The following is a 17290-nucleotide window of genomic DNA, read 5'->3' as shown; positions in this document are numbered from 1 at the left end:
GTCATGCCGCGGACGCCCCCACCATGCGGGGGTCGGACAGGGAGCGCGCGCTCTGCGGGGTCGCCAGCATCGTGATGGCGTGCGCGAGCGAGACCATCGTCATGTGGTGGTGCCAGCCGCGGAACGAGCGCCCCTCGAAGTCGCGGACGCCCAGCGGATCGCTGACCTCCGCCAGATCGCGTTCGACCCGGCGGCTGAGCATCGCGGTGCGGTAGGCCGTGCCGATCTGCGACTGCGGGAAGTTGGAGAGCCAGAACTCGTCCGGACGGGGCTGTCCCGGCGTCGACCAGGCCCCGAGCAGCATGAACTCCTGCCGGTTCGCCGCCGCCTGGCGGTTGACCAGCCGGACCCGGGTCGCGCCGACTGAGGTCGCGCGGAGCGTGTCGGTGGCGTGGTCGAGCCATTCGACGGGCATCTGGTGCCGGCTCAGCGCCCCGATCAGCTCGGAGTGCGCGCCGCCCTGGCCGGGGCGCGACTGCCGCGGATCCAGCGAGGTGTACGGGGTGACCGGGCTGACGCGCACCACGAACGGAATCCGGCGCTCGGCCAAATCACGGCAGACCGGATACGGATCGGTCTCCCGCAGGTCCATCACCACGGGCCGGCTGTGCAGGCTCCACTCGTTCGACATCTCGGTGATCGAGTCGATAGCGCACTTCTCGGGCGGGCAGGCACCCACGTTGTCCGGAATCGACGCCCTCTCGCGCATTCCGGGTTCGTCGGTCCAGCACTCGGGCAGCACCAGGCGCCAGTCGACGGGGCAGCTCATCTGGTCCGAGGCCAGCCACACCCCCATGGCCTGCTGGCAGTTGACGACCCGCCCGAATTGCGAGACGAACTGCCGCTCGACGCCGACCGAATGCCGTCCCACCTTGGTGATCACGAGTGGCTGCACGACCCATGCACGCGGCTGGGTATGCCGCTGGAATAACCGGGCCAGCTCCTGGCGTACCGGGAGAGCATCCCAAGGTGATTTACTGATGAACTGATACAGGCTCTGCTCGGTGCTGCCGTCGGCATTGCTCGCCAGCGCCCGCATGGTCTTCTTGCCTTCGACCGAGAGCAGTCCCCGCACATACAGGTCACCCCAGCGCCGCTGGTCACTTCGCGGAATCGACGCAAGTGTCCTGGCCAGAAACTCGGTGACAATCTCCGGTGAAATCTTGTAGGGCAGTTCCTGCTCACGTTCCACGGCTATTACCAGCCCTTTCCACGGAAATTCGAGGTTCGTCGAGGCCACAGGACGGTCTTTTGAAGGGCGCAGCACTGGATGGCCTCGCATCGGAGACCGGGGCCGGCGGCCGCCGCGGGTCGCCGCGGGGACCCGGCCGGCCCCGGTTCCGGGACCCGTCGGCACGGGGGAAGTGCCCGACGGGAGAAGGGACGGGGCGGACGGTCGGGTGTCCGCCCTCGTCGTCAACGGGCCGTTTCCGGCCTCGGGCGGCGCCTGGGCCACCCGCCGTTCGGGCAGCCCGGCGTTCAGGCCACCCGGTGTTCGGGCAGTCGGCGTTCAGGCAACCCGGCGTTCAGGCGACCCGGCGTTCGAGCACCCGGTCCGGGGTGAGCCGGCCGAACAGCGACGGCCAGTCGGCCGGCGCCTCCCCGGGCTCGCTGTAGAGCTCGAAGGTCCGGCCCGTGGCCTGCGGGGTACGCAGCGCCTGTACACAGGCCTGCGCCACCGAAGCCCTGGACACCCAGCCGTAGCCCCGGTCCTCCTGCTCCAGGCGGACCCGGGCTCCGACGGACGCGTCGTCCGTGAGCCAGCTGGGCCGTACGACCGTGTACGGCAGGCCCGAGCCGCGTACCGCGTCCTCCCCGCGCAGCCGCCAGTCGAGCAGCCTGCCGTAGGAGTTCATCGGGTGCTCGCGACGGGTCACGAAGATCTGGCTGACCAGGACGAAGTGCGGGCGCCCGCCCTGCTCCAGGGCGGCGGCCAGCGCGTTGCGGACACCGTCGTACACGGTGGACTCGGGCGAGTCGGGACCGGAGTCCGCGGTGCCCGGCTCCACGCTGAAGATGATGCCCGCGCAGCCGCGCAGCGCGTCGGCGAGGCTGTCCGTGTACCGCACGTCCGCCCGGTACACCTCGACCCCGCGGGGCAGCGGGGCCGGCCCGTGCTCCGGGGTCCGGCTGACCACACGTACGCGGGCACCTTGTTCGTGGAGCCGCCGGGTCACAAGACCACCGACCCGGCCGGCACCACCGATCACCGCAATGGGACCGTGCATGCTTCTCACTTCCAATCGCCGCGTCGCCGGGAGCGAGTCGCTGTCACGCCCAGCGCAGGATGTCGTCGGAGTTACGCAGTTCCGTTCTGGCGGGCACCCCGGTGAGGGCCGGAACCCGAAGGCGCGGGTAGACGCAGATGCCGGAGAACCGCGTTCCCGGCGAGAGCACGGCACCGTCGCCGATGGCCGCGTGGTCCTCCAGGCGAGCCGGACGGTCACGCTCCGAATGGACCTCCGCCATGGGTCCGACATAGCTGTCCGACACCTCGGCGTACGCACCGATCACCGCGGACTCCCCGACGGTGGACCGGACCAGGGTGGAGCCCTCACGCACCTCGGCCCCGTCGCCGATGTCCGCGTGCTCCAGCCGCACCCCGGAGCCGATCTCCACATCGCGGCCGATCCGGACGCCGGGTCCGATGAGCACCGACCCCTCTTCGATCTTCTGGGCGAGGGTGGTGCCGGTGACGTCGTCCTTGGTCTGCAGGCTGCTCGCGTGGATCCAGCGCCGCACCGGGGCGTCTTCGTCCGGATCCGCCATCAACCGGTTCATCTGCTCGTACGCGCCGTTGAGCACGAGCTGCACGGTGTCCAGGTAGTCCGGTACGTTCCCGAGGTCGCCCAGGCGCCCGATGGCGTGAGCGGCCACCGGATGTCCCCGTCCGACCAGCCAGGGCAACAGGTCGCCGCCCCAGTCCAGGCGCTGGTGGGACTGCCGGAACAGCTCCGGGTCCCTGGCCAGCAGCCGCAGCCGGCCGCAGTCCACGAGGTACATGCCCGCGTTGGTGGGCAGGGTGGCCCGCGCGTCCCCGGCCGTCAGGGGGAACAGCTCGCGCAGCTCCCCGGCGTCGGGCTTCTCCACGAAGCCCTGGACCAGGCCGTCCCGGCCGGTCCGCATCACCCCGTACTTGGCGGCGATCTCGTCCGCCGTGCGCTCCACGGCCGCGACGGTCACCAGGGCGCCGCGTTCCGCATGGGTCGCCGTGAGCGCCTTCAGATCGAAGTCGAAGAGTGAGTCGACCGGCAGCACCAGCGCCTGTCCCTGAAGGTCCCACTGTTCGAGGTTGTGCAAGGTGGCACCGGCCGAGCCGACGTTGTAGCGGTCGAAGCGCGAGCGTGAATACCTGATCTCCACGCCATAGCGCTCGCCGTAGCCGAGAAGCAGCTTGATCTGATTCCGGTTCTCCAGGCCGTGGGTCACCACGTAGAAGCGGCGGATCCCCTGCTCCCGGCACGCTTCGAGCACCCACTCGATGAGGCGCCGGCCGACAAACGGAATGAGAGCTTTGCTGCGAATGTAGTCCGCCGACTCCAGGGTGATCGGTTTGGCCCGCTCTCCCCTGCCCCCGGCGAGGATGATGCCGACTGTTTCCCGGTCCGTACTCATAGCATCCCCCGTCGAATTGGATGAACTATGTACATCCGATGTGACGTGCCCTTGCCGAGGACCGGGTGGTCGAACCGGTCCCCGGCCGCTTCGGGATCAGGCCCAGTTGGAGTCGTCCTCGGCGTAGCCGCCGCCGATCTTCGTGGAAGGAACAATTCCCCAGTTGGAGTCACTCAGCGTGGCGCCGGTGGACGGCGAAGCCATGGCGTAACCCGCGGAGATCTCTGCCCCGGATCCAATCGACAGGGCGAGTGCGAGACCGCCGACAAACCTCTTAACGTTTCCTTGGTTGAAATTCATGACTGCCTCCCCTATGGCTGAAAGACCCGTTAGGCCTTCCGTCACAGGAATCATGCCGCAGATAACCCTGCCACTCGGGTTTCGCTAGCATCGTGATTGCGCATTGCTGAAACAAGAAGGGGGGGCACATGTGCAGAAATCCCGACATTGACCCACAACCCAATATCGTGAGGCCGTGCGACCGGGGGGTCGAGCGATACCGCGAGAGCTTATCGAAAGGACCGATTGGGGGTGATATACCCGATTGCCTGGTGGAGTTGGGGCTGCTGCGTCCTTTGGCCGAAAACCCGGCACTCTGGTACGCGATCCCGCCTGACATCGCCACCAGCGAGCTGGTACGCCCCATAGAGCGCGCGGTCCTGGTCCGCCAGCACGCCATCGCCGCGATCCACGAGGCAGTTTCGCAGGTGGAGGACGTCTACCGCGAGGAACACCGCAAGTCGGCCACCCCGCTGCGGCTGTTGCACGGCTCCGACGTCATCCGGTCCGCCCTCCTCCAGGCCCGGGACATCTGCGTCGAGGAGATGCTCACCGCCCAGCCGGGGGGCTCGAGGGACCCGGAGGCCCTGGTGCGGACGCTGCCCCAGGAGATCGCGATGTCCCGCCGCGGCGTCAAGCAGCGCACCCTCTACCAGCACACGGTGCGCGCCCACGGACCCACGCTCGCCTACATCGAGCAGGTCACCGCCGCCGGCGCCGAAGTCCGCACCCTCAACGAGCTGTTCGACCGTCTCATCGTCTTCGACCGGCGGGCCGCCTTCATCCCGGACCACCGCCACGACCTCAACGGCACGGCGCTGCTCATCGAACACCCCGCCGTCGTCCAGTACTTGGTGAAGGTCTTCGACCACGCCTGGGCGCGCGCCGAGCCGGTCAGCATGACCCCGGAGCAGGTCCGGCCCCGGCTGATGACGGACGAGACGCGGCGCACCGTGTTGCGCCTCATGGTGGAGGGCCACACCGACGCGGTCATCGGCACCCGGATCGGCATCAGCACCCGCACGGTGTCCACGCACATCAGGAAGGCCTCGGAGCTGCTCGGGGGCCGCAGCCGGGCCCATCTCGCCTACCTGCTGGCCCAGTCGGAGCTCCTGGAGGAGACGCCCGGCCACTCCTGACCGAGCAGCCCTGACCGAGCCACCCCTGACCGGGCCAGCCCTGACCAAGCCCGTCTCCGGACCCGTGAAACAGGTCAGAGCCGGCCTCGTGACGAGGCCGGCTCTGACGCATTGCACGGGTGCCGCTCAACGGCAGGGTGGGCCGCCTGTCAGCGGTGCGCGCCGCTGGTTCCGGCGGCGACGGCGCCCAGCCGGGTGAGGTCGTCCTGGGAGAGTTCCAGTCCGGCGGCGGCGGTGTTCTGCTCCAGGTAGGAGACCCGCTTGGTGCCGGGGATCGGGACGATGTCATGGCCCTGGGCGTGCACCCAGGCCAGGGCGATCTGGCCCGGCAGGACGTCCTTCTCGGCCGCGATCGTCTTGATGATGTCGACGATCCGCTGGTTGGCGTCCAGGTTGTGCTGCTCGAAGCGGGGCATGCCGCGGCGCATGTCGTTGGCGTCGAGCTCGTCCCGGGAGGTGACGGATCCGGTGAGGAAGCCGCGGCCGAGGGGGGAGAACGGGACCAGGCCGATGCCGAGGCGGCGGGCTGTGGGAAGCACCGCTTCCTCGAGACCGCGCGACCACAGGGAGTACTCGCTCTGCACCGCGGTGATGGGGTGGACCGCGTGGGCCCGCTCCAGCTCGTCGGCGGGGAGTTCGGAGACGCCCACGTAGCGGATCTTGCCGGCGGCGACCAGCTCGGACATCGCGCCGATGGACTCCTCGACCGGGACCTTGGGGTCCACCCGGTGCAGGTAGTACAGGTCGATGTGGTCGACGCCCAGGCGCTGGAGCGACTCGTCGCAGCAGCGGCGGACGTACTCGGCGTCGCCCCGCAGCTGCATGCCGGCGCCGGGCTTGACGTCGACGATGCCGCACTTGGTGGCGAGGACCACCTCGTCGCGCCGCTCCCGCAGCGCGTGCCCGACCAGCTTCTCGTTGGCGCCGACCCCGTACAGGCCGGTGGCCCCGTACACGTTGGCGGTGTCGATCAGGGTCACCCCCAGTTCGAGGGCCCGGTGGATGGTGCGGATGGACTCGACGTCGTTGCCGACACCGTACGACTGGCTCATGCCCATACAGCCGAGACCCTGCTGGGAGACCTTTAACCCCTGGCTGCCCAGAGTGACCTGACGCATCAGTGTTTCCCTTCGTGGTGGTGAAACCAGTGGGTCAGTCTGCCCACCGCGTGACCGCCCGTCAGCATATAAAAGGCGTGCGCCAGACCGGTGCGCTTTCCGTGCCGCAGCCACAGGAAGTGGTGGTGGGGCCTGCTGTCGTGCGGCCGGGGCAGCAGGAAGACCAGCAGCAGCGAGACGAGGGTGAGCAGCGCCATCACCAGGACCGCCGCCTGGTACGCGACCCGGTAGCGGTCGGTGGCGGCGCCGGGCCCCGGGTGCGCGCCGAGCACGGAGAAGACCGTGCCGATCCCGGCGACCCCGAGTGCCTGCCCCACCTGGAACGCCGTGGTCAGCGCGCCGGACGCCGAGCCCTTGTCGTCGGGCCGGATCCCGGTCAGCACGATGCCGATGAGCGGCGACATGGTCAGTCCTTGCGCGGTGCCGACCAGCAGCAGCGGCACCGCGAGGCTCCACGCCGAAAGGCCCGGCCCGGCCAGACGCACGGTGAGCCAGGCCGCCACCAGCCCGCCCAGCAGCAGCACATGGCCGATGGTCAGCACGGAGCGGCCGAGCCGCGGCACCAGCCGGGGCACCACCAGCGAGGACACGAAGAAGGCGACGCCCACCGGCGCGAAGGCCAGGCCCGCCTCCAGGGCGTCGAGACCGAGGCCGACCTGGAAGGTCAGCGAGGTGTAGACGGCCAGGCCGACGATGGTGATGAAGTACAGGACGCCGATGGAGATGCCCACGCTGAAGGCCCGCTGCCGGAACAGGGACGGGCGCAGCAGCGGGGTGCGGTCCCGCGCGACCAGCCGCTGCTCGTACCGGATGAACAGCGCGAAGACCGGGACGGCGGCCGCGAACATGGCCCAGATCCACCAGTCCCAGCCCGACCCCGGACCGATCAGCAGCGGCAGTACGAGGAGCAGCAGCGCCGTACCGAGCAGGCCGGTGCCGGCCAGGTCGATGTGCGGGCGCCCCGACGGGCTGTCGGCGGCCATCACGCGCCGCCCGGTCAGGTACGCGCCGGCCCCGATCGGCACCAGCACCAGGAAGGCCGGGCGCCAGGCCAGCCCGCCCAGGTCCAGCTCGATCAGGGCGCCGCCGATGAGCTGGCCGATGACGATGGCCACCCCGATGGTGGCGCCGAAGAGGCCGAGGGCGAAGTTGCGCTCCTTGCCCTCGAAGGTGTCCTGGATGATCGACAGGATCTGCGGGTAGATCAGCGCGGCCCCGAACCCCTGCACCAGCCGGGCGCCGATCAGCACCGGGGCGTTCGGGGCGAGCCCGCTGACCAGCACGGCGACGGTGAACAGCGCCAGGCCGGCCAGCAGGACCCGCTTGCGGCCCATGACGTCGCCGAGCCGGCCCCCGGTGATCAGGAAGATCGCGTACACCAGGCCGTACCCCGCCACCACGAACTGCACCGCGCCGAAGCCGACGTGGAGGGTCTGCTGGAGGGAGGGCATCGCCAGGTTGGCGATGGAGACCCCGCCGACCACCAGGAAGGTGCAGATCAGCCCGACCCCCAGGACGAGCCACCGCCGCGGGTCGGCCGGAGCGGCCCCGGGGACCGGCGCCGCCGGGTCGAGGACGGTCTCCGGCCGGCGGCCCGGGCCGGTGGCGGAAAGGGTCACGCCCCGGCCAGCGCGAGGACGGTCGCCAGGGCGGTGTCGGTGGCCGAGGCCGGGTTCTGGCCGGTGACCAGGCGGCCGTCGACCACCGCGTGGGCGGAGAAGTTCGCGGCGCCGTCGTGCTTGGCGCCGAGGTCCTCCAGCGCGGTCTGGAGGGCGAACGGGACCACGTCGGTCAGCTCGATCGCGGCCTCCTCGTTGTTGGTGAAGGCCGTCAGCCGCTTGCCCTCGACCAGCGGGCGGCCGTCGGAGAGCCGGATGCCGACCAGGGCCGCGGGGCCGTGGCAGAGCGCCGCGACCACGCCGCCGGCCTCATAGACGTCCCGGCCGAGCACGGCGAGCGCCTCGTTGTCGGCGAAGTCCCACATGGTGCCGTGTCCGCCCGCGAAGAAGACCGCGTCGTAGCCCGCGGGGTCCACGTCCTCGGGACGGAGGGTGTTCTCCAGCTTGGCGCTCATCTCCGGGTCCTCCAGGAAGGCCTTCTGGACCGGGTCGGAGGTGTCGACTCCGGAGGCCGGCGGGCGGCCGCCCTTGGGCGACGCCAGGTCGACGCGGTGGCCGGCCTCGGTGAACACCTTCCAGGGGTGGGCCACCTCGGGCAGGTAGAAGCCGGTGGGGCGCCCGGTGTTGCCCAGCTCCGCGTGGCTGGTCAGCACGATGAGGATCGTCTTCGTACGCGACATGATGTCTCCTGCGAGGGGTGATCAGGGGGTGCTCAGGGGTGCTCGGAGGTGATCAGGCCTGGCCGACCGCGGCGAGATTGCGGAAGCGGGGGCCGTAGAAGACCGGCTGGTTCAGGTCGGTGTAGGTGTTCAGGTAGCCGAACTCCGAGGGGTACAGCCGCGGCAGGTCGTCGATCACCGACTTGGGGATCTGGCGCCGCATGAAGGTGAAGCAGGAGAACACCCGGAACTTCACCATGTGGTGGACGGCGTCCCCGAAGGTGGGCCACTGGGTGGCCATCGAGCCGTTCCACAGCTCGTCGAGGTGGACCATCATGCCCGTGTACGTCTCGTCGAACTGGAGGAGTTCCTTCTCGGCCTCGGCCCCGTCGGGGTCGGCGGCGAGCACCTTCTCGTAGCCGTCGAGCGGCACGGCGAGGGTGTTCACCACGGCCGGCCAGTCGATCTTGCTGCCCTGGAAGTGCACGGCCTCGGTCTCCGGGCTCAGCTCCAGCGCCGGGTTCGGCTCCCGGTACTCGCGGCCGTACCAGAGCTCGGCGAACTTCCCGTAGTGCGACTCCTCGTGCTGGAACGCGGCGCCCGCCTGGATGGTGCCGCCCGTCGCGCCCTCGCCCTGCTCCAGGATCTCGTTGATCCCCTCGAGGAGCTGGTCGACCGGGTCGACGCCGGCGGTCGGAACGATGGTCTTGAAGCCGATGTTGTCGCCCACCTGGTTGGCGACCCCGCCGCCCTTGACCGCCGCCCGCAGCTCGTCGGCGTTGTCGACGATGGCGTCCTTGATCTCGGAGTAGAGCTTGCCGATGGTCGGGAAGCTCTCGTGGCTGTACTCCTCCGGCAGCAGGAACAGCGGGGACTCCAGGCGCATGAAGTTGCGCAGCTGCGGCTTGGAGAGCTTGGCGAGGCCGATGTGCAGATCGGGCTCCACACCGCCGGGCAGGCCGTGGGAGGGGAACTTCGGGTCGAGGTGCTTGATCTTGGGCCGGCCTCCGATCGCCGCGAGCATGTTGGCGGCGATGGCCATGTGCACCATCTCCTCCATCAGCACGCTGCGGATGGTGTTGTAGCTCGTGTAGTTCTGCACCTCCAGCGAGAGCATGGCCGAGGTGTAGATCGGCAGCGTGGAGTGCTCCAGCTCGATCGCGGTCTGGAGCGCGGCACGGATCCAGGGGACGTTGCGCCGGGCGGGGGCCTTGACGGCCGTCTCTGAAGCGGTGGTCATCGTGCTGGTCCTTTCGGTCGTGTCGTACGGCGGTACGGGAGGCGGGATTTCAGGCGTCCTGAGTCGCCCTGGCCCGGCCGAGCAGGCCGACCACGAGCAGCGAGCCGAGGCCGAGCACGACGACCGCGAGTCCGATCTGGTGCATCGAGGCCAGGGTTCCGAGCACCGCGACGCCCAGCGCGGAGCCGGCCTGGCGTGCGGCGTTCAGCGCGCCCTGTGCGGTGGCCGCGAGGCGCTGCGGCGCCGCGGTCGCCATGTCGGCGGTCGAGGCGGGGATCGCCGTGGTGGCGCACAGCGCGAGGGCCAGCTGGGCCGCGATGAGCAGGGCCAGCGGGGTGTCGGTGCCGGAGAAGGAGAGGATCGCGCCGGACAGGGCGCCGCCGGCGAGGCCGAACAGGATCAGCGGCCGGGTGCCGATCTTCGCGACCAGACGTCCGGTGAAGAACGGCAGCACGGCCAGCGGCAGGGTCATCGGCAGGAAGGCGAGGCCGGTTTCGAGCGGGGACATCCCCCGCTGCTCGACCATCCACTGCGTCATGGCGAACAGCAGCCCGTAGAACGCGAAGGACGCGGCGGAGCCCGCCACCAGGTCGGCACGTACGCGTGACAGCGAGAGCAGAGCGGGCGGCAGCGCCGGGTCCGGGGCGCGGCGCTCCACGTAGGCGAGCGCGCCGAACGCCAATACGGCGATCACGATGGCGGCCACCGGCACGGGGTGGGCCCAGCCATCGGTGCCGCCGTCCACCAGGCCGAAGGTCAGCGCGCCGAGGCCGATGATGGAGAGCAGCAGGCCCGGGTAGTCCACCGGCCGGTGGGCGGTCGGCTTGTCCGCGGACAGCTTCCTCGCCAGGACGAAGGTGATCAGGGCGATCGGCGGGTTCACGAGGAAGACCAGCTGCCAGCCGCCGGCGGCGACCAGCACACCGCCGAGCACGGGGCCCGAGACCAGACCGAGCGCGCTGATCGCCGCCCAGGCGCCGACCGCGCGGGAGCGCTTGGCCGGATCCGGATACAGCCCCGCGAGCAGGGCGAGCGAGGCGGGTACGAGACCCGCGGCGGCCACACCGAGCAGGGCGCGCCCGGCGATGAGCGGTCCGGCCGATCCGGCCGCGGCGCACAGCAGCGAGATGACGCCGAAGGAGACCAGCGCCACGCGGTAGACCCGGCGCGGTCCCCACCGGTCGGCGATGGAACCGGCGGCCAGCATCAGACCGGCGAAGACCACCGTGTAGGCGTCCACCGTCCACGGCAGCGCACTCGCCGGGGCGTGCAGATCGTCCCGCAGGTCCGGCAGGGCCACGTTGAGGATGGAGGCGTCCAGCAGGACCAGGAAGTTGCCGACGGCGATGCCGATGAAGCGGCCCGTCGGCCGGCCACTGCGCTGTGTCTCCTTACTGTCGCCGGTTGGCTGAGTCAGCAGCTCAGAACTCTCACTTGTCATGGCGGCCAGGGTGACCAACCTCCGCCGCGCCCAACCAGAAAATCGGTTGGACTTTAGGAACTCGGCCGGGCCGCTCGGTCAGGTGTTCCAGGGCACCCCCGATCGTGAGGTCAGGAAGTATCCGCGGAAAATTCTGAGGCCATTGCGGGGCCGGGCTAGCTTCGCTGCGGACCGGGATACCGGTAATCCGGAGCGGAATGGAGAGGAAGAACCATGGGCGCTATCAAGAGCATCGGTGTTCTCGCGTACGACCGGTGCAGCGAATCGGACACCATCATTCCCTGGGAGATCCTGATCGGTGTCGCGGTCTATCTCAAGGAGAAGACCGGCGAGGACATCGAGGTCAAGCTGGTGGCCCTGGAAGAGGGCCCCGTCTCCATGCAGATGGGCGCCAAGGTCGAGCCGCACGCGGTACTCAAGGACGACGATCTGTACGACGTCCTCTACATTCCCGGCGGCCGCGGCTCCGGCGACGCGACGAAGAACGAGCGGATCCTCGACACCATCCGCCACCACCACGTCAACGGCAAGTTCATCGGCGCCAACTGCGTCGGCGTCGGCATCCTCCAGCGCGCCGGCATCCTCGGCAAGACCCCGGTGACCTGCAGCCCGCCCATCTCCAAGCGCCTCAAGGAAGAGGGCGCCAACGTGGTCGAGCCGCGCCTGATGTGGCTCGGCGCGCCCGAGGAGCGCATCTGGACCACCGCCGGCGCCGCCGCGATCAACGCCGGCACCATCGCGATGGTCGCCCACCTCTTCGGCGAGGAGGTCGGCAAGGAGATGTCGATGTGGTTCGACACCCGCGGCGCCATCGGCTACCAGCTGTTCCAAAACGAGGGCCACGAGTACTACGCCTACCCCGAGGCCGAGGCCCAGCTCCAGGAGGAGACGGCGGACATCCTGCTGCCGCCGCTGAGCTGACGCCGGTCCGGCCGGTCAGACGGGAAGAAGAGCAGACGGGAAGACGGGAAGACCATGATCACGTGCACCACCGTCCTGGACGTGGCGGAAGGCAGCGAGGAGCCCTTCGAGGAGGTGCTCAAGCTGCTGGTGGAGAAGGTCAGGGCGAACGAGCCGGGCACCCCGGTGTTCGAGTTCGTACGCCACCGGACCACGCCCCGCAGGTATCTCGTCGTCGAGCAGTACCTGGACGAGGCCGCCCTCGCCGAGCACAGCGCCAAGGAATACCTGAAGGAAATCGTCCCGGAAATGCTGACGTATCTTTCGCGGCCGCCGCAGCTCGATGCGTACGACCCGGTGGACGAGTAATCCGCCCAAGCAATTCGCACGACAGGGAGGCGATATGACCGAGCAGCCCTACTTCCATATCGGTGTGGTCGTTCCCGATCTGGAGAAGGCAATCGACTACTACTCCAGGGTGCACGGGCTCTCTTTCACGAAACCCGCGCACGTGACCAATCCGCGCCTGGAAGACCCGCTGCCGCACGAGCAGGTGGTCCATGTCGCCTTCTCGAAGCAGGGGCCGCCGTATTACGAGCTGATCGAGTCGGACGGCGACCAGGGCATCTTCTCGACCGCCAAAGAGGGCCAGATCCTCTACCTCGGCGTCTGGGAGCCGGACATGGCCGGCCGCATCGAGGCGCTCCAGGCCGAGGGCATCGGCATCGAGGCCGCCTCGCGCAGCGCCGAGGGTGCGACCCCGGACTGGATCATCACCGAGCCGGACGCCCTGGGGGTCCGGTTCGAGTACGTCGATCTCGCGGAGAAGCAGGCCATCGAGACCTGGATCGAGACCGATGAGTTCCCGGGCCTGTGAGCCCCGCCGTGGCCGCCGTGGCCGCCGTCGCGCTCGCGGCACCACTCCAGAGAAGGAGAATCCATGAGGTATGACCACATAGTCGTCGGCGCCGGCTCCTCCGGTGCCGTCCTGGCGAGCAAGCTCACCGCCGGCGACCCCGAGATCAAGGTCCTGCTGATCGAGGCCGGTCCCGACTGGGCGGACAACTCCGATATCCCCGGCGACCTCACCAACGCGCGGACCGTGTCCGTCGAGGACCACGACTGGGGCTACAGCGCCGAGGCGGTCCCGGGCCGCTCCCTCACGTACGCCCGCGGCAAGGTCGCCGGCGGCTGCTCCGCGGTCAACGGCGCCATCGCGCTGCGCGGTATCCCGGCGGACTACGACGAGTGGGCCCAGCTGGGCAACGACGAGTGGTCGTGGAGCTCGATGCTCCCCTACTTCCGCGCGATCGAGGACGACCGGGACTTCGGCGGCCCCTGGCACGGAAAGGGCGGCCCGACTCCGATCGTCCGGCACACCCGCGACGAGCTCGTGCCGTTCCAGGCCGCCTACCTGGAGGCCTGCATCGATCAGGGCTTCGGCTACGTCGAGGACCACAACGACCCGGAGTCCACCGGTGTCGGCCCGATCCCGATGAACCGCCGGGGCGACCTGCGCGTCTCCACCGCGATCGCGTACCTCACCGAGGCCCGCAAGCGGAAGAACCTCGCCATCCGCTCCGGCGCCACCGTGCACCGGGTGCTCTTCGAGGGCACCAAGGCCGTCGGCGTCGAGGTCGAGACCGGCGGCACGCTGGAGAAGGTCTACGGCGACCAGGTCACGCTCTCCGCCGGCGCCCTCAACACCCCCGCCATCCTGCTGCGTTCGGGCATCGGCCCGCAGGAGGAGCTGCGCGCGCTCGGCATCGACGTGGTGCTCGACCAGCCCCACGTCGGCGAGAACCTGATCGAGCACCAGCAGATCACGGTCGGCCTGCTGCCCAAGGATGGCGTCACCGACCCGAACGACCCGGACGTCCAGGTGCTGGTGCGCTACACCAACCCCGGATCCGAGCAGTTCAACGACATGCAGCTGTACTTCGTCAGCCGCTACGTGCCGGTCACCCACCGGCCGATCAGCGTGATGAGCGTGCTGCAGAAGCCGGAGTGCCGCGGCCGGATCTCCCTGCGCAGCGCCGACGCGTCGGTCCAGCCCCACATCGCCCTCAACTCCTACGGCACCGACGCGGACCGCAGCATCGCGATGGACGGCGTCCGGCTGTCCTGGGAGATCGCCAACTCCAAGCAGATCCAGGACCTGTCGACGGGCCTGTCGGACAAGCTGACCCAGCGCCAGGTGGACGACGACGCCCTGCTGCTCGACTACATCCGCGAGAACTCCGCCACCCTGTGGCACCCGGTCGGCACGGCCAAGATGGGCCCGAGCAGCGACCCGAGCGCGGTCGTCGACCAGCGACTGCGGGTGTACGGCGTGCAGAACCTCAGCGTGGTCGACGCGTCGATCATGCCGACCCACGTAAGCGCCAACCCCAACCTGACCTGCTACGTCATCGGCGAGCGCGCCGCCGAATGGTTCCTCCAGGGCGCCTGATCCGCGCCCGGCCGGCTCCCCGCCGACCCCACCGGCCGGGGGCCGGCCGTGCCCCGTGGGCGCGGACCGCGCCTGCCCATCCACGTTCCGAAGGAGTGTCCCGTGTCCGAAGAGGGGACCAAGCTCGTCCACACGTACTACGAGGAGTTCCTGACCGCTCCCGGCAACCTTCAGGTCGCCGACCGGATCATGGCTCCCGACGTGATCTTCGACAACCCGATCTCGCCCAACGGCATCCACGGCCTGCCCGCGTACAAGGAGTTCGCGCTGCGCTGGTACGGCGGCTTCCCGGACCGGGTCTTCACCATCGACGACCTCCTGGAGCAGGACGACAAGGTCGCCGCCGCCTTCACCATCACCGGCACCCACCAGGGCGTCTTCATGGGGGCCGCCCCGACCGGCCAGCACATCGAGGTGCGCGGGATGAACATCTTCCGGATCGAGGACGGCCTGATCAAGGAGGTCACCGCCTACTTCGACCCCCGGCAGCTGCTCGCTCCGCTCGGCCTGGCCGGGTGACCCGGATGGCGCCGGCCAAGGGCCGCATCGCGGTCCTCATCGAGGAGCACTTCGACCAGACCGAGTTCCGCGCCTTCAACCAGTACTTCCCCCAGCACGGCTACGAGGTCGAGTACGTCTCCCACCTGTGGGGCCAGCCGTCCCTGACCTTCGGCAGCAACCCGGACAACGGGTACGTCGAGGAGCACGTCACGGTCACCACCGAGGTCGCCTCGGTGAACCCGTCCGACTACGCGGGCCTGATCCTGATCGGCGCGTACGCCATGGACCGGCTGCGCTACCAGGTCGAGATCGCGGGCCCCGGCAGTCGTAACAAGGCACCGGCCGTGGAGTTCCTACGGGCCGCCATGGCGGTCGACGGGCTCAAGGTCGGCACCATCTGCCACTCTCTGTGGCTGCTGTGCGCCGACCGCGAGCTGCTGGAGGGGCGCCGGGTCACCTGCGCCCACAACATCGTCTGCGATGTGGAGAACGCCGGCGCCGAGGTGGTCTACGACGGCGGGTACGGCACGGTCGACCTGGTGGTCGACGGGGACCTGATCACCGCCAAGCACCCGCAGGTGACCCGGGAGTTCATGGACACCTTCGTCCGAGAGATCGAAGCGGCCGCCGCCAGGCCCGCGCACTGAGACCGAGGGACCGAGACCGAGGGAGAGGTCATGCCAGAGCAGCAGCAGATCCGCGACGCCGTCGAGGGATACGCCGAGAGTTTCAGCAAGAAGGACCGGGAGCGCTTCATCTCGCTCCTCGCCGAGGACGTCGTGCAGTTCGAGCCCGTGGGCTCGCCCGCCAACCGCGGCCGGGCCGCCGTGACCGGCTTCTTCGACGGCGCCTTCGAGGTCTTCGACCGGGTCGAGTTCCGCGTCACCGACCTCGTCATCACCGGTGACGAGGCGGCCATGGCCTTCCACATCACCGCGTACAAGAAGGACGGCGCGGTCATCCAGGACCGCGGCATCGACACCTTCAAGGTGGACGACGCCGGCCTGATCACCGAGATCAAGGGCTACCACGACGAGGCCCACACCCAGGTCGCCGGGAGCTGACCGGAATGAGGGGGGTCCAGGCCGCGCCGGAGCGCGCGATGGCACGCGGTACCTACACCGGGAAGATACGACTGCACCGCGGGCGGGTGCGGCTGAGGGTGTCCGAAGAGGGGACCCACCGCGCCGCCACGCCGCTCGAGCTCTTCTTCGACCTCGTGTTCGTGGTGGCCGTGGCGGAACTCGTCGAGGTGCTGCTCGGCTCCCCGTCGTGGCCGGGGGCGCTGCACTTCACCGCGCTGTTCGTGCCCATCTGGTGGACCTGGGTCTGCTTCACCTTCTACGCCGACCGCTTCGACAACGACGACCGCGTCTACCGGCTGATCATGATCGCCGCGATGATGGCGGTACTGCTGCTCTCGGTGGCGGTACCGCACGCGTTCGACGGAGCGGGCGGGGCGAAGCGGTTCGCCCTGGGCTACTTCGCGGCGCGGCTGATCCTCGTCGGGCTCTACCTGCGCGCCCACTTCCACGTACCCAAGGCCAGACTGCTGACCAAGCGGTTCCTCCAGGGGTACGGGCTGGGCGCGGCCCTGTGGGGAGCCTCCGCGCTCCTGCCCGTGCCGTACTGCTACGTCCTGTGGGTGGCGGGACTGGTCGCCGAACTGCTGACGCCGATCCTGTCGAGCTCGGCGATCGCCCGCGTCCCGTTCAACGTCTCGCACGTGCCGGAGCGGTTCGGCCTGTTCACCATCATCGTGCTGGGCGAGGTCGTCGCGCTCAACGCGATCGGGATCGCGTCCAGCCGGCTGCGCGCCGAGGCGCTGGTGGTGGTGGCGGGCTCCTTCCTGCTCGCCGCCTGCCAGTGGTGGATCGTCTTCGACCACGTGGACGCCTCCCCGCTGCGGCAGTGGCGGCTGACCGGCCAGGCGTACGTCTACGGGCACCTGTTCGTGCACGGCGGCATCGCGGTGACCGGCGTCGGCGGGCTGCTCGCGGCCCGGGAGGCCGACGCCGGCGGCCCCCCGCTCTCGGACGGCGGCCCGGTGCTCTGCTTCGGCGTGGCCGCCTTCCTGCTCGGGGTGGGCGGCATCCACCTGCTCAACGTGGGACTGGGGGGCGACCTCAGATCCTGGTCGCGGCTCGGCCTCGGCGCTGTCTTCGTGCTGTTCGGCGTGGCGGGCGACGGGATCTCACCCGTGCTGCTCGAGACCCTCCTGATCGGCGGGCTCGCCTGCCAGATCTTGATCGAGAGCCGGGCCGCCGTCGTGGGCCAGGTCGAACGCAACCCCAGACCGTGACCGCAAGGCCCTCGGGCCCCTCCTG

The 17290-nt window shown here is 69.6% G+C and carries 17 protein-coding genes; 9 read left to right on the top strand and 8 right to left on the bottom strand.

Going from position 1 to position 17290, the window contains the following annotated elements:
- Position 1: 1 nt before the first annotated feature.
- The 3 genes from J7I97_RS05700 to J7I97_RS05690 all read right to left on the bottom strand — a co-directional run bounded on the left by J7I97_RS05700 (position 2) and on the right by J7I97_RS05690 (position 3615).
- The gene (locus J7I97_RS05700) at positions 2-1240 is read right to left on the bottom strand and encodes a transposase (RefSeq protein WP_214931291.1); all 1239 of its coding nucleotides are present in this window, start codon (positions 1238-1240) and stop codon (positions 2-4) included.
- Positions 1241-1526: 286 nt separating this feature from the next.
- A complete protein-coding gene (locus tag J7I97_RS05695) occupies positions 1527-2228 on the bottom strand; it encodes an SDR family oxidoreductase (protein WP_214931290.1) in 702 nt (233 codons plus the stop codon).
- Positions 2229-2271: 43 nt separating this feature from the next.
- Positions 2272-3615, bottom strand: coding sequence for a sugar phosphate nucleotidyltransferase (locus tag J7I97_RS05690; protein WP_214931289.1), 1344 nt, complete (start codon positions 3613-3615; stop codon positions 2272-2274).
- A gap of 551 nt (positions 3616-4166) precedes the next feature.
- On the opposite strand from J7I97_RS05690, the gene J7I97_RS05685 reads away from it, so the two are divergent.
- The gene (locus J7I97_RS05685; RefSeq protein ID WP_214931288.1) at positions 4167-5033 is read left to right on the top strand and encodes a LuxR C-terminal-related transcriptional regulator; all 867 of its coding nucleotides are present in this window, start codon (positions 4167-4169) and stop codon (positions 5031-5033) included.
- 149 nt (positions 5034-5182) lie between these two features.
- On the opposite strand, the gene J7I97_RS05680 is transcribed toward J7I97_RS05685, so the two are convergent.
- The 5 genes from J7I97_RS05680 to J7I97_RS05660 are packed head-to-tail and all read right to left on the bottom strand — an operon-like array spanning position 5183 to position 11110.
- Positions 5183-6151, bottom strand: a complete 969-nt coding sequence (locus J7I97_RS05680; RefSeq protein ID WP_214931287.1) for an aldo/keto reductase — start codon at positions 6149-6151, stop codon at positions 5183-5185.
- Positions 6151-7770, bottom strand: a complete 1620-nt coding sequence (locus J7I97_RS05675; RefSeq protein WP_214931286.1) for an MFS transporter — start codon at positions 7768-7770, stop codon at positions 6151-6153. The genes J7I97_RS05680 and J7I97_RS05675 overlap by 1 nt, the downstream gene beginning before the upstream one ends.
- Positions 7767-8450, bottom strand: coding sequence for a type 1 glutamine amidotransferase domain-containing protein (locus J7I97_RS05670; protein ID WP_214931285.1), 684 nt, complete (start codon positions 8448-8450; stop codon positions 7767-7769). Before J7I97_RS05670 ends, J7I97_RS05675 begins: the two co-directional genes overlap by 4 nt.
- A gap of 52 nt (positions 8451-8502) precedes the next feature.
- A complete protein-coding gene (locus tag J7I97_RS05665) occupies positions 8503-9669 on the bottom strand; it encodes a ferritin-like protein (protein WP_214931284.1) in 1167 nt (388 codons plus the stop codon).
- Positions 9670-9718: 49 nt separating this feature from the next.
- Positions 9719-11110 (bottom strand): MFS transporter, encoded by a 1392-nt coding sequence (locus J7I97_RS05660; RefSeq protein WP_214931283.1) that lies wholly within the window; start codon positions 11108-11110, stop codon positions 9719-9721.
- A gap of 213 nt (positions 11111-11323) precedes the next feature.
- On the opposite strand from J7I97_RS05660, the gene J7I97_RS05655 reads away from it, so the two are divergent.
- From J7I97_RS05655 to J7I97_RS05620, 8 genes are all read left to right on the top strand, one after another.
- Complete coding sequence (locus tag J7I97_RS05655; RefSeq protein WP_214931282.1) at positions 11324-12031, top strand: DJ-1/PfpI family protein; 708 nt, start codon at positions 11324-11326, stop codon at positions 12029-12031.
- Positions 12032-12085: 54 nt separating this feature from the next.
- Positions 12086-12379, top strand: coding sequence for a putative quinol monooxygenase (locus J7I97_RS05650; protein WP_214931281.1), 294 nt, complete (start codon positions 12086-12088; stop codon positions 12377-12379).
- Positions 12380-12413: 34 nt separating this feature from the next.
- Entirely contained in the window at positions 12414-12887 is a 474-nt protein-coding gene (locus tag J7I97_RS05645) for a VOC family protein (protein ID WP_214931280.1), read from the top strand.
- A 63-nt stretch (positions 12888-12950) separates the two neighbouring features.
- Positions 12951-14462, top strand: coding sequence for a GMC family oxidoreductase (locus J7I97_RS05640; RefSeq protein WP_214931279.1), 1512 nt, complete (start codon positions 12951-12953; stop codon positions 14460-14462).
- A gap of 102 nt (positions 14463-14564) precedes the next feature.
- Positions 14565-14981, top strand: a complete 417-nt coding sequence (locus J7I97_RS05635) for an ester cyclase (RefSeq protein ID WP_214931278.1) — start codon at positions 14565-14567, stop codon at positions 14979-14981.
- Positions 14982-14986: 5 nt separating this feature from the next.
- A complete protein-coding gene (locus J7I97_RS05630; RefSeq protein WP_214931277.1) occupies positions 14987-15610 on the top strand; it encodes a DJ-1/PfpI family protein in 624 nt (207 codons plus the stop codon).
- 30 nt (positions 15611-15640) lie between these two features.
- Positions 15641-16027 (top strand): nuclear transport factor 2 family protein, encoded by a 387-nt coding sequence (locus tag J7I97_RS05625; RefSeq protein WP_214931276.1) that lies wholly within the window; start codon positions 15641-15643, stop codon positions 16025-16027.
- 38 nt (positions 16028-16065) lie between these two features.
- A complete protein-coding gene (locus tag J7I97_RS05620; RefSeq protein WP_214931275.1) occupies positions 16066-17265 on the top strand; it encodes a low temperature requirement protein A in 1200 nt (399 codons plus the stop codon).
- Positions 17266-17290 lie beyond the last annotated feature (25 nt).

This window comes from Streptomyces sp. ISL-87, assembly GCF_018614095.1.
Classification (GTDB): domain Bacteria; phylum Actinomycetota; class Actinomycetes; order Streptomycetales; family Streptomycetaceae; genus Streptomyces.
This window is presented reverse-complemented; position numbering and strand designations above follow the sequence as displayed.

Coding starts and splice junctions, on each gene's coding strand:
- J7I97_RS05695 (WP_214931290.1), bottom strand. CDS start 2,228: ATGCACGGTCCCATTGCGGTGATCGGTGGTGCCGGCCGGGTCGGTGGT.
- J7I97_RS05690 (WP_214931289.1), bottom strand. CDS start 3,615: ATGAGTACGGACCGGGAAACAGTCGGCATCATCCTCGCCGGGGGCAGG.
- J7I97_RS05680 (WP_214931287.1), bottom strand. CDS start 6,151: ATGCGTCAGGTCACTCTGGGCAGCCAGGGGTTAAAGGTCTCCCAGCAG.
- J7I97_RS05670 (WP_214931285.1), bottom strand. CDS start 8,450: ATGTCGCGTACGAAGACGATCCTCATCGTGCTGACCAGCCACGCGGAG.
- J7I97_RS05665 (WP_214931284.1), bottom strand. CDS start 9,669: ATGACCACCGCTTCAGAGACGGCCGTCAAGGCCCCCGCCCGGCGCAAC.
- J7I97_RS05660 (WP_214931283.1), bottom strand. CDS start 11,110: ATGACAAGTGAGAGTTCTGAGCTGCTGACTCAGCCAACCGGCGACAGT.
- J7I97_RS05655 (WP_214931282.1), top strand. CDS start 11,324: ATGGGCGCTATCAAGAGCATCGGTGTTCTCGCGTACGACCGGTGCAGC.
- J7I97_RS05650 (WP_214931281.1), top strand. CDS start 12,086: ATGATCACGTGCACCACCGTCCTGGACGTGGCGGAAGGCAGCGAGGAG.
- J7I97_RS05645 (WP_214931280.1), top strand. CDS start 12,414: ATGACCGAGCAGCCCTACTTCCATATCGGTGTGGTCGTTCCCGATCTG.
- J7I97_RS05640 (WP_214931279.1), top strand. CDS start 12,951: ATGAGGTATGACCACATAGTCGTCGGCGCCGGCTCCTCCGGTGCCGTC.
- J7I97_RS05630 (WP_214931277.1), top strand. CDS start 14,987: ATGGCGCCGGCCAAGGGCCGCATCGCGGTCCTCATCGAGGAGCACTTC.
- J7I97_RS05625 (WP_214931276.1), top strand. CDS start 15,641: ATGCCAGAGCAGCAGCAGATCCGCGACGCCGTCGAGGGATACGCCGAG.
- J7I97_RS05620 (WP_214931275.1), top strand. CDS start 16,066: ATGGCACGCGGTACCTACACCGGGAAGATACGACTGCACCGCGGGCGG.